The organism is Sphingomonas sp. (assembly GCF_035317925.1).
GTDB lineage: Bacteria > Pseudomonadota > Alphaproteobacteria > Sphingomonadales > Sphingomonadaceae > Sphingomonas_I.
In genome coordinates this window covers 59,229-73,133 of record NZ_DATHFV010000127.1, presented here as the reverse complement: position 1 = coordinate 73,133, position 13,905 = coordinate 59,229, and the positions used below count along the sequence as shown (strand labels likewise).

The 13,905-nt window shown below is 63.6% G+C and carries 13 protein-coding genes; 6 read left to right on the top strand and 7 right to left on the bottom strand.

Features of this window, described 5'->3' with window-relative positions; translation table 11 throughout:
* Positions 1-402: 402 nt before the first annotated feature.
* Both VK533_RS09540 and VK533_RS09535 read left to right on the top strand, forming a co-directional pair.
* Positions 403-2,052: a calcium-binding protein gene (locus tag VK533_RS09540; protein WP_324376807.1), complete on the top strand. Its 1,650-nt coding sequence runs from the start codon at positions 403-405 to the stop codon at positions 2,050-2,052.
* Between the two features lie 238 nt (positions 2,053-2,290).
* Positions 2,291-2,854, top strand: a complete 564-nt coding sequence (locus tag VK533_RS09535) for a PEPxxWA-CTERM sorting domain-containing protein (RefSeq protein ID WP_324376806.1) — start codon at positions 2,291-2,293, stop codon at positions 2,852-2,854.
* Between the two features lie 110 nt (positions 2,855-2,964).
* Here the strand turns inward: VK533_RS09535 and VK533_RS09530 are convergent, their stop codons facing one another.
* From VK533_RS09530 to VK533_RS09520, 3 genes are all read right to left on the bottom strand, one after another.
* Positions 2,965-3,492, bottom strand: coding sequence for a hypothetical protein (locus VK533_RS09530; protein ID WP_324376804.1), 528 nt, complete (start codon positions 3,490-3,492; stop codon positions 2,965-2,967).
* A 16-nt stretch (positions 3,493-3,508) separates the two neighbouring features.
* A complete protein-coding gene (locus VK533_RS09525) occupies positions 3,509-3,943 on the bottom strand; it encodes a hypothetical protein (RefSeq protein WP_324376803.1) in 435 nt (144 codons plus the stop codon).
* A 142-nt stretch (positions 3,944-4,085) separates the two neighbouring features.
* Positions 4,086-4,475 (bottom strand): hypothetical protein, encoded by a 390-nt coding sequence (locus VK533_RS09520; protein WP_324376801.1) that lies wholly within the window; start codon positions 4,473-4,475, stop codon positions 4,086-4,088.
* A gap of 293 nt (positions 4,476-4,768) precedes the next feature.
* Here VK533_RS09520 and VK533_RS09515 point away from each other — a divergent pair, with 293 nt between their 5' ends.
* Positions 4,769-5,689 (top strand): hypothetical protein, encoded by a 921-nt coding sequence (locus VK533_RS09515; RefSeq protein ID WP_324376799.1) that lies wholly within the window; start codon positions 4,769-4,771, stop codon positions 5,687-5,689.
* On the opposite strand, the gene uvrA is transcribed toward VK533_RS09515, so the two are convergent.
* From uvrA to VK533_RS09495, 4 genes are all read right to left on the bottom strand, one after another.
* The gene (uvrA, locus tag VK533_RS09510; RefSeq protein ID WP_324376797.1) at positions 5,690-8,608 is read right to left on the bottom strand and encodes an excinuclease ABC subunit UvrA; all 2,919 of its coding nucleotides are present in this window, start codon (positions 8,606-8,608) and stop codon (positions 5,690-5,692) included.
* 182 nt (positions 8,609-8,790) lie between these two features.
* The gene (locus VK533_RS09505; protein ID WP_324376795.1) at positions 8,791-9,036 is read right to left on the bottom strand and encodes a DUF6894 family protein; all 246 of its coding nucleotides are present in this window, start codon (positions 9,034-9,036) and stop codon (positions 8,791-8,793) included.
* Positions 9,037-9,098: 62 nt separating this feature from the next.
* Positions 9,099-9,335 (bottom strand): DUF6894 family protein, encoded by a 237-nt coding sequence (locus tag VK533_RS09500; RefSeq protein WP_324376794.1) that lies wholly within the window; start codon positions 9,333-9,335, stop codon positions 9,099-9,101.
* A gap of 59 nt (positions 9,336-9,394) precedes the next feature.
* Positions 9,395-11,374, bottom strand: a complete 1,980-nt coding sequence (locus VK533_RS09495; RefSeq protein ID WP_324376792.1) for a TIR domain-containing protein — start codon at positions 11,372-11,374, stop codon at positions 9,395-9,397.
* Positions 11,375-11,606: 232 nt separating this feature from the next.
* Between VK533_RS09495 and VK533_RS09490 the strand changes: the two genes are divergently transcribed.
* From VK533_RS09490 to VK533_RS09480, 3 genes are read left to right on the top strand one after another with little or no spacing between them, the layout of a single operon-like run.
* A complete protein-coding gene (locus tag VK533_RS09490) occupies positions 11,607-12,125 on the top strand; it encodes a DUF1993 domain-containing protein (RefSeq protein WP_324376790.1) in 519 nt (172 codons plus the stop codon).
* A gap of 58 nt (positions 12,126-12,183) precedes the next feature.
* Positions 12,184-12,810, top strand: coding sequence for a M23 family metallopeptidase (locus tag VK533_RS09485; protein WP_324376788.1), 627 nt, complete (start codon positions 12,184-12,186; stop codon positions 12,808-12,810).
* A 40-nt stretch (positions 12,811-12,850) separates the two neighbouring features.
* Positions 12,851-13,888 (top strand): quinone-dependent dihydroorotate dehydrogenase, encoded by a 1,038-nt coding sequence (locus VK533_RS09480; RefSeq protein ID WP_324376786.1) that lies wholly within the window; start codon positions 12,851-12,853, stop codon positions 13,886-13,888.
* Positions 13,889-13,905: the final 17 nt, after the last annotated feature.

Sequence of the window (13,905 nt, the reverse complement as noted above, 5' to 3'; positions counted from 1 at the left end):
GGGCCTGCTCAGCGATCTGCCGATGCTGAAGCTGGTGCTGGTGGCGATCGGCAACGCGCCGAGCGCCGCGCTGTGGCTGACCGGCTTCGCGATCGGCGCGCTGACCAGCTGGAGCGGATGGCAGGCGGGCAAAAGGCGCGCGGCGCGGATCAAGGCGGCGGTGGCGCCGGCGTGATGCGGTACGCGTGGATGGCGGGATCGGTTTAAGGCCGCCGCCAGGGCATGGAAGAATTAGATATCGTGTCCCCGGAATTCCCCGGCGCTGTCGGCGGCATGGCGGTTGCGAGTCAAATCGGATGCATTTTTCTCGCGGATTCAACCCTCTACGCTTGAGATAAGTGCGCGCCTGCGCCAAGCCGGCCGATGAGGCACGCCGCTGGGGAGCGGTACGGGGAGCAGTGCGTGAGTACGATCAACGGCACGGCCGGCAACGACACGATCAACGGCACAATATATGCCGACACGATCCACGGCGGCGACGGCAATGACACGATCAGCGCCGACGATGGCAGCGGCGGTTACTCCCCGGAGAGCGGCAACGACCATCTTTATGGCGATGGCGGCGACGACACGCTTTACGCCCCCGCGTACCGGAACGGCGTGCTCGACGGCGGTGACGGCAACGACCATATCGTGGCCGGGAACGGCGGCCACCAAACGCTGATCGGCGGGGCCGGCAGCGACCTGATCGAGGGCAGCGGCGGCGATTATATCGTCGGCTATGGCGGGCCGGGCCATCCGTCGAACAGCGATCACGACACGCTGAACGGTAGCATCGGTAACGACGTCATCGTCGCGCATCTGGGCGACACGATCAACGGCGGGCCCAATTTCTATTGGGATACGGACACGCTGATCCTGTACGGCGATACCGCGACCGAGGGGCTGACCGCGAACTTCATGGATCTGGCGCTCGGCGCCACCAAGACGATCGGCGGCAGCCCGATCACCAGCATCGAATATATAAGCTTCCTCAGCCTCACCAATTTCGACGACAATGTCACGGCCGGGATCGTCCCGCCGGATCGCTATTCCGCGGGCGTGACGATGCTGGGGCTCGACGGCAACGATACGCTGACGGGCACCTATGCGGTCGACACGATCTCCGGCGGCAACGGCAACGACGTCATTTATGGGGGCACCATAGACACGGGCTTTTTCGTGCCGCCGTCGAAGGATCAGCTGAGCGGCGATGACGGCGACGACATCATCCATGCCGGCACGAAGCCCGTGATGGAATCCGGCGGCAATGGCGATGACGCGCTCTACGGCGGCGAGGGCCACGACGATCTATACGGCGGCAGCGGCGCGGATATGCTGAGCGGCGGTACCGGCAACGACCATCTTTACGGCCAGTCGGCGAACGGCGGAGCCGATGGCGCGGACTCGCTCAGCGCGGGCGACGGATCCGATTATCTGCAGGGCAATGCCGGCAACGACACGCTGGACGGCGGGCTGGGATCGGACCGGATCAACGGCGGCGCGGACAATGACACGATCGTCGCCGGCGACGGCAACGATACGGTCAACGGCAACCTCGGCAACGACACGATCGATGGCGGCGCCGGTCAGGATTCCCTGCGCGGCGGCAAGGACGACGACCTGATCGCGGGCGGCGACGGTGACGACACGCTGTTGGGCGACCTTGGCAACGATACGCTGGAAGGCGGCCATGGCCAGGACGTGATGACCGGCGGCGGCGGCGCGGACCTGTTCGTGTTCAACCGCTTCGCCGGATCAACCGGCGATACGAGCCCGACCAGCCCGCTGACCGACGAGATCACCGATTTCGTCCAGGGCAGCGACAAGATCGAACTCGCCTTCGTGCCGACCGCGATCCTGACCGGATCCTCGGTCGACGCCGCGCACGCGATCACCGACGCGCATGCGCTGATGAGCGGGCATGCGGGCTCCCACGAAGTCGCGGCGATGCAGGTCGGCGGCGATACCTATCTGGTGTCGTCGGGGTCGGGCGGGTCGGACCTGGCCGAGCTGGCGATCAAGCTGGACGGGGTGAATGCGGGCACGATGACGACGAGCGATTTCGTTTAGGCGGCGCAGGGCGTTTCGCGCATTAAGTGCACTGTCACCGTAATTCGCCACCGTAATTCGCAAAGCGGGGAACAGCACTATTGCGGCGGATCAGTTGGGTACTGTGTCACCGTAATCCCAGCCAAGCGAACCTTGATAGCGGCTGTTCTGCCTTCGGCTTAGTAGCGGGTGTTGCGGCGTCTCAGGGATTGTTACGCACTCGACTCTTTTCAGGGTCATGCTACCGTAGCTTAACGGCTTGGTTCGTCGCGATGCCGAACGTCCGTGGCCGATTGGTATTTTTATGAAAAAGCTGGTTCTCGCGGCAGTTATCGCCCTCGCCGCCGCATCGGCTGCGCAGGCGACCACTTTCCTATTCTCCATCAACCACGGCGGCACGAACGAAATCAGCGGCACAATCGACGGCCTCGTCGAGGGCAATAATTCGCTCGCTTCGCTGATCGTCAGGATCGGCTCGTCTCCGGTTCCGGGACACCCAAGTCTTTACTTCGCCGGGACGGACACGCTCTTCTCTGCCAATGGCACAATCACCGTTACGAACGGCAAGATTACGTATGCCACTGGTTACACGTCTTATTATGCCGCAACATTGTATTTCGGATCGAATCCATACGGCAATACGTCTTTCCCAGGCCTGAGTTGGAGCGGGGGGCATGTCACCTCCCCGGTGGCAAATTATTTTCCCGCAGTCGCGGCCCCAGCCGCAGTGCCGGAGCCCGGCACCTATTTGCTGATGATCGGCGGCTTTGGCCTGATCGGTGGCATGATGCGCCGGAAGAAGGCCGCGATCAGCTTCGCCTAGATTTCCTGCCCCAAGGGGAAGCAGAGCGTCGCCGGGCCTTGGGGGTTCGGCGGCGCTTTTTGCTGCAAATAGTATCGCGGCGGATGCCCCGCGATCAGATCGGGGGCGGCCTACTTAGCTACAGCCGTCGCAGCCCCGCCGCCACCCGACGCCGGTGCGTTCTCGGCCTGACGGATGAAGACCTCCTTGTCGATCTTCTCGAAGGCGTCCTTGTAGACCTGCGGATCGAGGATCGCGTCTTCGTCGGAGTTGGCGGCATATTGGTTGTTCTTCACCTTCGCCATGACGAAGTTGAGGCGAACGCGCGTGCCCTGCCCGCGCTCTTCGATGAAGGCGGTCACAACGGGGTTCTTCTTGGACGAGCCGAAGCCGACGAACGGCACCCATGTCATATGGCGTTCGCTCGTGCCGATCGCGGTGAGAAGCCCCGTTTCTTTATCCGCCGAGCCGATGCGGAAACCCGAATCCTGCAGCACTGTAACGACAGAGGCGAACACGACGTTCTTCGACGCTTCGAAGCTGTGCGACTGAATCTGCTGGAGTTCGAGGCCGCTCAACTGCGGCGGCTTCTTGGCGTCAGCACCGGTCGCAACCAACGCCCCCGCCATCATCACGCCACCCATCATATATTTGATCATATCATCCTCCCCAGGATCAGAACGAACTGCTGCGGCTCTTGAAATCGACGACCTTCTTGTCCGGTCCGAACTTGATGATCAGCGTCATGGTGCGCTGCGTTTCGGACGAATGGCTTTTGGATTTGCCGAAGCCCAATCCGCCGCCGCCGCCGACACCGCCGCCGCCAGCGCCGACGAGCATGCCGATCGAGAAACCGGAACTGCCGCTGCTGGTGACGGTCGCCTGGCGATCATAGACCCAGACTTCCTGCCCCTGCCCGTCGAGCGTGGTGATGTTGGGCGCACCGAAGGCGGTGATGACGTCTTCCTGCGTGGTCGTGCCAACGTGCAGGGTCATCTGCGCCATGCCGTGCGTCAGCGTGTTCTGCGAGTCGTCGCTATCGCGATCTTTCGCGAGCGCGGGCGACGCGAAAAGCGCAATCACGGCAGCCGCCGTGGCGATGATTTTCATTAGCCCCTCCTGTGCAGATCCCCCGATCTGCTTGGGATCATTTGATCCTTGTTGGAGGTGGGCGTCAAGCGGGGAGGTCTGACGAGATAAGTGCACTGTCACCGTAAATGCACGGTATTGCGAATGCTAATCATTCGCAATACTAGGATTGAGAAATAAGCTTCGCCATTACCGCCATCTGGGCTTTGCTTAACTCGCGAAGCTCTTGCTCCATCACGAGCAGGCGCGCCGACAACTCGCGAACGAGATCATTCTGCCCGCTCTCGTCTTTGCCTTCTGAACGACGCAAGCCAGTAGATTGAATCAATCCCGCCTCGGGCTTCCGCCGCAGGGCCTTCTCGGCGGCTTCTCGCATACGCAATGAGACCCACGACCCAATCTTCATGCCCTCTTGACGCGCCGCATCTCTCATCAACGCAATCGCTTCTGCCTCAACACCTTTCAGGGTGTACTGGCGCCGACTGGCCCGATCCGGATCGGGCTCAGACGCACTGGCGCAATCAGAGCCACCCGCACGCTCTGCGTCCAACATGATTTCCTCCATTTAAAGCAAGAACATGACGCCGAAAGCTTCGTTCCGTCTCAGCGAAAGCGAGAGACAATTTTGTCTCTCGCTTGTTCATTGTATTGTTCCTTTAAAGGCAAACTGATTGGACCCCTTGTCAATCGACCAAGGACCCCAACAGCGCTAAACCGTGTTAAAATTACGTTAAAACGTGAAAAAGGACCCCATTGGCACCCTTGGCAGGTGACTGCCAAAACTATAGTACGGTATGCAGGGGGAAGGGGCAGCGCGGGGATCATATCAGTAAAGGGGGGCCGTTCATGCCCACGGAAATCGACGCCGCTACCACCCTCGACCGACCTCCTCTGTTTTCAGAGATCGAGCACCGATTGGCAGATGCCTGCCGTCGGCTGGTCGCCCTGTGCAGCCATAACAGCGCTGAAGGGCAAGAGCTCCAAGATAAATTCTTGCCAGCAATTTCTAAAATAAACCAAGTGGTCATCGGACCTCTTGAGGCTAATTTTGGCGCATTTGTTGCGATCGAGGACGTGCTCTATCTTAAAGAAGAGCCGGTTATTGAACTGTTCCGTATCGTTCTTAGTGACATTGCTTCGCAGCTGAAGGCTGGAAGGACGATCAGCGCAGCTGAGATCCCGGCTTTGTTGGAGCGGGCTCTCATGGACTATGTGCTGCACGAACTCCGCCACCAAAGCCAAGGCGTCGGAGATTATGGCGATTTCAAGCTCGCAAAATCGATTGCCGGTCGTCGTTTCATGGCTGAGATGGACGTTCAGGCTGATCGCGACGCAGCGTTCGCATTCAGCATGTTGTACACGCATGGCAACAGCCGCGCCGAATTTCTCGAATGCTTTCGTGAAGCACTGTTTCTATCTAGTGCTTATTATTTCAGGATTTTCCCGCCGACGCCGTCCCGGCTTGATAAGCAGGAGCGCGTGGCGGCCGTGATGCTCATGAGCGCTCGACTTGCCGTTATCCGCGATTTTAATGAACTTGTAGAGCGACCCGATCTCCCACTCGACAGCCCCCTAATCGCGAAAATTTCTACCGCACAGTCGACTCTCGCGATTTTCCAAGGCCAGCCCAATGTTCGACTGCTCGGAGCAGCAAACGACGCGGCAGTTGGATTGTTGGTACGGCAGCTAGACCGCAGTCAGTTCGACGATGCGCTCGAAACGTCCATCTCATTGGCGGATCAGCTCGGGCTGCTGCCCGATAATTGATTACTCCGCCGCCACAGCCTCGCTTTTATGCTCCAGCAGCGGCTTGAGATACGCGCCCGTATAAGACCGCTTCTCCTTCACCACCTGCTCGGGTGTGCCGACCGCGACGATCTCGCCGCCCTTGTCGCCGCCCTCCGGCCCCAGGTCGATGATCCAATCGGCGGTCTTGATGACCTCCAGGTTGTGCTCGATCACGACGACGGTGTTGCCCTGTTCGACCAAAGCATGGAGCACCTCCAGCAACTTGCGCACGTCCTCGAAATGCAGGCCCGTCGTAGGCTCGTCGAGAATGTAGAGCGTGTTGCCGGTGGCGCGGCGGCTGAGTTCCTTGGCGAGCTTGACGCGTTGCGCCTCGCCGCCTGAGAGCGTCGTCGCCTGCTGGCCGACCTTGACGTAGCCGAGGCCGACTTCCTGCAGCATCGCCATCTTGTCGCGGATGCTGGGCACCGCCTTGAAGAATTCGACCGCATCCTCGACCGTCATGTCGAGCACGTCGGCGATGCTCTTGTCGCGGAACTTCACCTCCAGCGTTTCGCGATTGTAGCGCTGGCCGTGGCAGACGTCGCAGGTGACGTAGACGTCGGGCAGAAAGTGCATCTCGATCTTGAGCACGCCGTCGCCCTGGCACGCCTCGCAGCGGCCGCCCTTCACATTGAAGCTGAAGCGGCCGGGCTTGTAGCCGCGCGCCTGGCTTTCGGGCAGGCCGGCGAACCAATCGCGGATCAGGGTGAAGCTGCCGGTGTAGGTGGCGGGGTTGGAGCGCGGGGTGCGGCCGATCGGCGACTGATCGATGTCGATCACCTTGTCGAGATATTGCAGCCCCTCGATCTTTTCGTGATGGCCGGCGAGCATGCGCGCGCCGTTCAATTGGCGCGCGGCGCTGGCGTAGAGCGTGTCGATGGTGAAGGTCGACTTGCCCGATCCGGAGACGCCGGTGATGCAGGTGAAGGTGCCGAGCGGGATCGAGGCGGTGACATCCTTGAGGTTGTTGGCGCGCGCGCCCTTGACGGTGAGCTTCTTGCCGTTGCCCTTGCGGCGCGCGTCGGGGAGCGGGACCATGCGACGGCCGGTGAGATAATCGGCGGTGAGGCTGTTGGTGTTGGCGAGCACATCCGCGAGCGTGCCCGCGGCGACGACCTCGCCGCCATGGACGCCCGCGCCGGGGCCCATATCGATCACATAATCGGCGGTGCGGATCGCATCCTCGTCATGTTCGACGACGATCACGGTATTGCCGAGATCGCGCAGGCGGCGGAGCGTGACGATCAGCCGTTCATTGTCGCGCTGGTGGAGGCCGATCGAGGGTTCGTCGAGCACGTAGAGCACGCCCGACAGGCCGGAGCCGATCTGGGAGGCCAAGCGGATGCGCTGGCTCTCGCCGCCGGAGAGCGTGCCGCTGGTGCGATCGAGATTGAGATAATCGAGGCCGACATTGTCGAGGAAGCCGAGGCGTTCGACGATTTCCTTGAGGATCGGGGTCGCGATCTGGGTCTGCTGGGTGTTGAGATGCTCCGGCATCGCGCGGAAGAAAGCGAGCGCGGGGCCGACCGAGCGGCGGGTCGACATCGAAATGTCCTCGCCCGCGATCTTGACCGCGAGCGCCTCCGGCTTGAGGCGCGCGCCGTGGCAGACTTCGCACGCCGCGGCGGACTGGTACTTCGAAAGCTCCTCGCGCATCCACGCGCTCTCGGTCGAGAGCATGCGGCGTTCGAGATTGCCGAGCACGCCTTCGAACGCCTTGTTGACGGTGTAGCTCTTGCGCCCGTCGACGAAGGTGAGCGGGATCGCCCGGCCCTGCGTGCCGGTGAGGATGACGGCGCGCTGTTCGTCGGTCAGCTCGTTGAACGGCTGATCGAGGGTGAAATCGTAGGCCGAAGCGAGGCTGGCGAGGACCTGCATGTAATAAGGGCTGGGCGGCTGGGATTTGGCCCAGGGCACGATCGCGCCCTTCTTGAGCGAGAGATGCTCGTTGGGGACGACCAGCTGCGGGTCGAAATAGAGTTTCTCGCCAAGGCCGTCGCAGGCTGGGCAGGCGCCCTGGGGGGCGTTGAAGGAGAAGAGGCGCGGCTCGATCTCGGCGATGGTGAAGCCGGAGACGGGGCAGGCGAATTTCTCGGAGAAGACGATGCGGTTGGCGGGGATGCCGGCGCCCTTGAGATTGCCGGTGCTGCCCTCCTCATCCTCACGGCCGGGCACGACACCGTCGGCCAGATCGATGTAGACGAGCCCGTCCGTCAGCTTGAGCGCGGTTTCGAAGCTTTGGGCGAGACGGGTCTCGATGCCTTCGCGGATGGCGAGGCGATCGACCACGATCTCGATGTCGTGCTTGAACTTCTTGTCGAGCGCGGGGGCTTCCTCGATCTCGTAAAAGGTGCCGTCGATGCGGACGCGGGTGAAGCCCGCGCGCTGCCATTCGAGCAATTCCTTCTTATATTCGCCCTTGCGGCCGACGACGGCGGGGGCGAGCAGATAGAAGCGCGTGCCTTCGGGCAGCAGCATTACGCGATCGACCATCTGGCTGACGGTCTGCGCGCTGATCGGCAGGCCGGTGACGGGCGAATAAGGCACGCCGACGCGCGCCCACAGCAGGCGCATATAATCGTAGATTTCGGTGACGGTGGCGACGGTCGAGCGCGGATTGCGGCTGGTCGTCTTCTGCTCGATCGAGATTGCGGGCGAGAGGCCCTCGATATGCTCGACATCGGGCTTCTGCATCAGCTCGAGGAACTGGCGGGCGTAGGCCGAAAGGGACTCGACGTAGCGGCGCTGGCCTTCGGCATAGATCGTGTCGAAGGCGAGGCTGGACTTGCCCGAACCCGACAGGCCGGTGATGACCGTCAGCGTCTCACGCGGAATGTCGACATTCACGCCCTTGAGGTTGTGCTCGCGGGCACCACGGACTTTTATGTGAGTCAGCATTGGGAACACCCATGCTTACAGATATGGGTCAGGCTCATAAAGCGAGTTTGTTCCAGCTTTGTTCGGATAGCAAGCGCACCCAGCACCGGCGTACCGGAGATGGGAACGAGGATCGCCTAGCACAAGTTGCTGACAGCGTGTTGGCAGCAGGCATGTCAGCAGGATGGCGGGACGGCTGGCGCTTACTTCGTGTCGCCCGCGGCCGGCGCGTTCATGACATAGCAGACCACATCGAACAGCTGCAGCCCGTGCTCGTCGCTGACCTCGACGTGCAGTTCCTGCCCGTCCCACAGCACCTCGGGTTCGTCGGCCATGAGGACGCCCGCATGGCGGATCGCCTCGACGCGCGCGGCCGCCTTGTCGGGCAGTTCGACCCCCACGCTGTCGCGATGCGTGGAGCCGTCCTTGGTGTGGAAGAAGTATTGCATCGACCAAGAATGCGCCGGCGCGCTTTCGGTTGCGACAAAGGGCGGTTTCGTCGTGAGGCTGTCTACGGGATCAGCTTGATCGCATCGCCATAGCGGATCGTGAGCACAGGCTGCCCGAAGCGATTCTCCACGTCGATCCGGTGGGACAGGTTCAGGCTGCCTTTGCGAACGCTTTCGGCGATCATCTCGCGGGCCTCGGCGATGGCCGCCTCGCGCGCCGCATCGTCATCCGGCAAGTCCCGGCCTTCAAGGTCGGGAACATCCAGGCCGTTGAACAGGTGGAAGAAATAGCGCCCCATCGGCGCAGAATGCCGCCGGCTCCGGAACGATACCATAACCTATGCTAATGCGGACGCGATCAGATCGTCTTGCAATAAGCCGGCGCGTCGGCGGCCCTGCAGAAATCGGGTTTGATGCCCGTCGTTTTCCAATAGCGGGTCAGGCCGAGCGCATCGGCGGCGGCGGCGAAGCCTGGATCGGCGCGCGCGCCGGCCAAAGCGGGGGTCATCAGCGCCTGGCGCGACGCGGTGAGCGAACCGTTGTCGATCGCGGCCTTGAGCGCCTGCGCGTTGGCGCCGAGCGCGCCGAGCAGGGTGATCTTGGTCCGGGCATTGAATGGCGTGAAGCCGCTGCCGACGAGTGCGGTTGCGGCGTCCGCCTTGGCCCGGGCATCACCCGACGCGAGCGCCTTAAGCGCCGTCATGTAGACCGTGCGCGACTTGGGTGAGAGGCCTTCCGCGGGCAGCGCCGCCAGCAGCGTGACGGCCTGGGCATAATCGTGCGTCGACGCGGCGGCCACGACCTTGACCGCGTCCTGCATACCCGGCTCCTCGATCAGATCGGCGAAGGCGGCGGCATGCTTGGCCGATTCATCGGCATCGCCCTTTTCGCTCAGCACCAGCGCGAGCGACCATTGCGAACCGGGATTGAGCGCGAGCACGTCGATGCCGCGGCGATATTCGCCGATCGCATCCTGGGTGCGGCCGACCTCTTCGAGGAAGCCGCCATAATAATGATGCTCGCACCCGCAGGCGAGCGCGCGCGCCTTGAGCGCCTTTTGCAGCAGAGCCTCGCGCGCAAGCAGATCGCCGCGCGGCAGCAGGAAGCTATTGTTGGAAAGCGCCTGGCTGTTGGTGGGATCGAGCGCGATCGCCTTGTCGCCGGCGCTCTGCGCCTCGTCGTGCAATTGGCGATCGTCGACATTGGTTTCGTAGCGGATGCCGAGGATCGCATCCTGGATCGCCGACCAACCGAACGAGAAATCGGGCGCGGCAGCGACGACCTTGCGGGCCGCGTCGAGCGCTTTGGTCGGCGCATCCTCCAGCTCGGTATTGTGGCAATATTGGAGATAGGAGGTCAGGATCGGATCGGGCAGGGGCTTGGGATAGGTCGAGGCGCCGAACAAACCGCACCGGACGAGGTTGCCGGCATCGATCGCGATCATGCGCGGCACCCGCGCTGCCTGAGCGGCATCATAACTGAATGTGTTCGACCAGAGCGTCGCGCCGGAACGTTCGTTGGTGAGCCGCGCGATCACGCGGATCTTGTCGCCGTCGCGGCGGATCGTGCCGCCGAGCGTGTAAGCCGGCGCGGTGCCCGGCGGCGGCGCGGCGGCGGTAGAGACGCCGACGACGCCGTCGTCGCTGAACGCGGCAATGACCTCGTCGCGCATCGCATCCGGCATGGTCGCGGGCAGATCGGGCGAGAGGCGTTGGAAGCCGGTCCAGCGCACCTCCATCGAATGTTCGGCCCTGGGCTGGCTGCCGCGCAGGAAGAACCAGGATCCGCCCGCGATGGCGAGCAGGACGAGCACCGCGGCCGCGACCGCGATCAGGCTGCCGGCGCTGAAGCCGCGATGCGGTGGCGCGGGCGGCGGGGCAGCGCGGGCGGTGGCCGGACGCGGCGCGGGCGCCGGCGTGGGATTGGCTTCTTCGGCGTCGTCGGCGGCCCGGAGCGTGGCCACGCGCGCGACCAACGCGTCGATCGATTTGTCCCAATCCTCGAACAGATCGATCCACTGGCGCGTCGCCAGTTCGTAGGCGAAGGCGTCGCCCGGTTCGACATCCTCGATCCGCAGCGCGAGCATCGGCACGTGGAAACGGCTGACGAGCGACATCTCCTTCTTGATCTCGTCGCTGTTGTTGGCGCGATCGGAGAAGACCAGAACCATCGCGCGGGCGGTGCGGATCGCACGGACGATCGCTTCCTGATAATTCTCGCCGGGCTGGACGTCGCGGCAGGCGATCCAGCAATCGACCCCACGCCGCTCGAGCGCCTCGCACACGGCGAGCGCGTCCTTGCGGTCGCTGGTCGCGTAGCTGATGAAGACCGGCCGCATCAGCCGCCGCGCTCGATCGCAATGCGCATCATTTCCCCCCCGGCCAGCGCGCGCTGTGACGACGACGTTACGGTGCCCTTCACCGCTTGGGAAGATGTTGGCACCGGCGCGGCCCGAACAAATTTGATCGGCGCCCGGGAGGCGGGCCGCCCTTGTGGTCGTTCCGGGCGCGCACCATCTGCGGCGGGCATAAGCGGGACGTCATCCCGCACGCCACCACAGGGAGTCTTCCATGCTTTCGCTTTACGATGTCAGCGTTCCCGTCTTCATCCGCGCGCTCGAGAATATGGGCGCCTTCCTCGACAAGGGCGCGGCGCATTTCGCCGAAGCGGGACGGCCGGAAAGCGAATTGACCACCGCGCGCCTGTATGAGGACATGGCGCCGCTGGTTGCGCAGATCCAGCGCGCGAGCGACAGCGCCAAGGGGCTGGCCGTGCGCGTCGGCGGCGTCGAGAATGTCGCCATGCCCGACGAGGAAGTGACGATCGCCGACCTGAAGGCGCGCATCGCCAAGACCATCGCCTTCCTCAAAGCCACGCCGCGCGACGGCTTCGACGGCAAGGAGGACGCAGCGGTCGAGGTGAAGACACCGAACCGCACGATGGTCTTCACCGGCAAATCCTATGTGCTGGGCTTCGCGATCCCCAACTTCTTCTTCCACGTCACCACCGCTTATGCGCTGCTGCGCAAGGAAGGCGTGCCGGTCGGGAAGATGGATTATCTCGGCGGGGTCGAGACGAAGCCGAACTGAGACCCGCATGGACAGCAAAGCAAGCGCGGGTTAGCCCGACGGCAACCTGGGGGTTCCCATGCCGTTTGCTTTCGCGCTCGCTTTGCTGGCCGATGCCGCCGTCGCGCCGCCGCGCACCTTCGTGATGCCGCCCAAGGCGGCGCCGGTGACGGGCGAGATTCATCAGGTGCTGCTGGGGCCATTGTTCAGGCAGGACTATTTCTGCGTCGAACATTGGTATGGCCAGCTCGATTATGCGGGCGACGCGCTCGGCACCGATTGCATGATCGGCGGCGGGCTCGACGGGCGCACCGGCTATCTGAAACCCTATCGCACCACCGGCAAAACCAATGCCGACTGGTATGGCTGGCATGCCGAGGTGCTGGCGCCGGTCGACGGGATCGTGATCGGCGTGCTCGCCAAAGCCGACGACAATGTGCCGGGCACGATGGGCAAGCCACCCGCCGCGATGCTGCAATTCCGCACCGACGACGGCATCATCATCGTCTACGGCCATGTCACCGACATAAAGGTGAAGGTGGGCGATCGGGTGAAGCGCGGCGAGGTGGTCGCGCTCGACGGCAATAACGGCATGGCGCGCGCGCCGCACATCCATGTCGGCGCCTATGTCGCGGCCACCGCCGAGCCGCTGCAGATCCGCTGGGACCAGCGCGCGATGGCCGAGGTGCTGGGTAAAGAGAATTGAGGATGGCGAGTTGGGGGAATGCGCCTCTATAGCCGATCCGATGTCGCTCTATTCGCTCGCTCGCCCCTGGCTGTTCACGCTCGATCCGGAACGCGCGCACAATCTCGCCTTCCTCGGCCTGAAGGCACTGCCGGTTCGGACGGTAAAGCATGATCCGATCCTGGCAGTCGCGCTCGCCGGCCTGAACTTTCCCAGCCCCGTCGGCCTCGCCGCGGGGCTCGACAAGGATGCGAAGGCCCCCGACGCGCTGCTCGCGCTCGGCTTCGGCTTCGTCGAGGTCGGCACGGTCACGCCGCTACCGCAGACGGGCAATCCCAGGCCGCGCCTGTTCCGGCTGCCGGAGGACGAGGCGATCATCAACCGGATGGGCTTCAACAATGCCGGCCAGGCCGCCGCGCTCAAACGGCTGCGGCGGCGTCGCGGAAGGCCCGGCATCGTCGGGGTCAATATCGGCGCCAACAAGGATGCGGCCGATCGCATCGCCGATTATGCGACGGGCGTGGCGGCGATGGCGCCGGTCGCCGATTATCTGACGGTCAACATCTCCTCGCCCAACACGCCCGGGCTGCGCGCGCTGCAGGACGAGGCCGCGCTCGATGCCCTGCTCGAAGCGGTAATGGCGGCGCGGCCTGCCGGTGGCCCGCCGATCTTCCTCAAGGTCGCGCCCGACCTCGAGCCCGCCGATGTCGACGCGATATCGCGCGTCGCGATCGATCGCGGGATCGACGCGCTGATCGTCAGCAATACCACCGTTTCGCGCCCGCCGCTCGAAAGCCTCGACGCGCATCAGATGGGCGGCCTGTCGGGCGCGCCGCTCAAAAGCCTCGCGCTCGAACGGCTGCGCGATTTCCGGCGCGCGACCGGAGACGCGCTGCCGCTGATCGCGGCGGGCGGCATCGCCAGCGGCGCGGATGCCTTTGCCCGGATCAAGGCCGGGGCAAGCCTGGTCCAGATCTATACCGCGTTGATCTATCAGGGACCTTACTTGCCGCGCCGGATCGAAAGTGAACTGGCAGCGTTGTTACGATCGGAAGGCCACTCGAGTATCCGTTCGGCCATCGGTTCGGACAATCGCTGACCGCCCTGACGAAGGGT

What these genes read in the sequence shown, in the direction of transcription:
- VK533_RS09530 (WP_324376804.1), bottom strand. Translation starts at nt 3,492, where the DNA reads ATGATCAAATATATGATGGGTGGCGTGATGATGGCGGGGGCGTTGGTT.
- VK533_RS09525 (WP_324376803.1), bottom strand. Translation starts at nt 3,943, where the DNA reads ATGAAAATCATCGCCACGGCGGCTGCCGTGATTGCGCTTTTCGCGTCG.
- VK533_RS09520 (WP_324376801.1), bottom strand. Translation starts at nt 4,475, where the DNA reads ATGTTGGACGCAGAGCGTGCGGGTGGCTCTGATTGCGCCAGTGCGTCT.
- VK533_RS09515 (WP_324376799.1), top strand. Translation starts at nt 4,769, where the DNA reads ATGCCCACGGAAATCGACGCCGCTACCACCCTCGACCGACCTCCTCTG.
- uvrA (WP_324376797.1), bottom strand. Translation starts at nt 8,608, where the DNA reads ATGCTGACTCACATAAAAGTCCGTGGTGCCCGCGAGCACAACCTCAAG.
- VK533_RS09505 (WP_324376795.1), bottom strand. Translation starts at nt 9,036, where the DNA reads ATGCAATACTTCTTCCACACCAAGGACGGCTCCACGCATCGCGACAGC.
- VK533_RS09500 (WP_324376794.1), bottom strand. Translation starts at nt 9,335, where the DNA reads ATGGGGCGCTATTTCTTCCACCTGTTCAACGGCCTGGATGTTCCCGAC.
- VK533_RS09495 (WP_324376792.1), bottom strand. Translation starts at nt 11,374, where the DNA reads ATGCGGCCGGTCTTCATCAGCTACGCGACCAGCGACCGCAAGGACGCG.
- VK533_RS09490 (WP_324376790.1), top strand. Translation starts at nt 11,607, where the DNA reads ATGCTTTCGCTTTACGATGTCAGCGTTCCCGTCTTCATCCGCGCGCTC.
- VK533_RS09485 (WP_324376788.1), top strand. Translation starts at nt 12,184, where the DNA reads ATGCCGTTTGCTTTCGCGCTCGCTTTGCTGGCCGATGCCGCCGTCGCG.
- VK533_RS09480 (WP_324376786.1), top strand. Translation starts at nt 12,851, where the DNA reads ATGTCGCTCTATTCGCTCGCTCGCCCCTGGCTGTTCACGCTCGATCCG.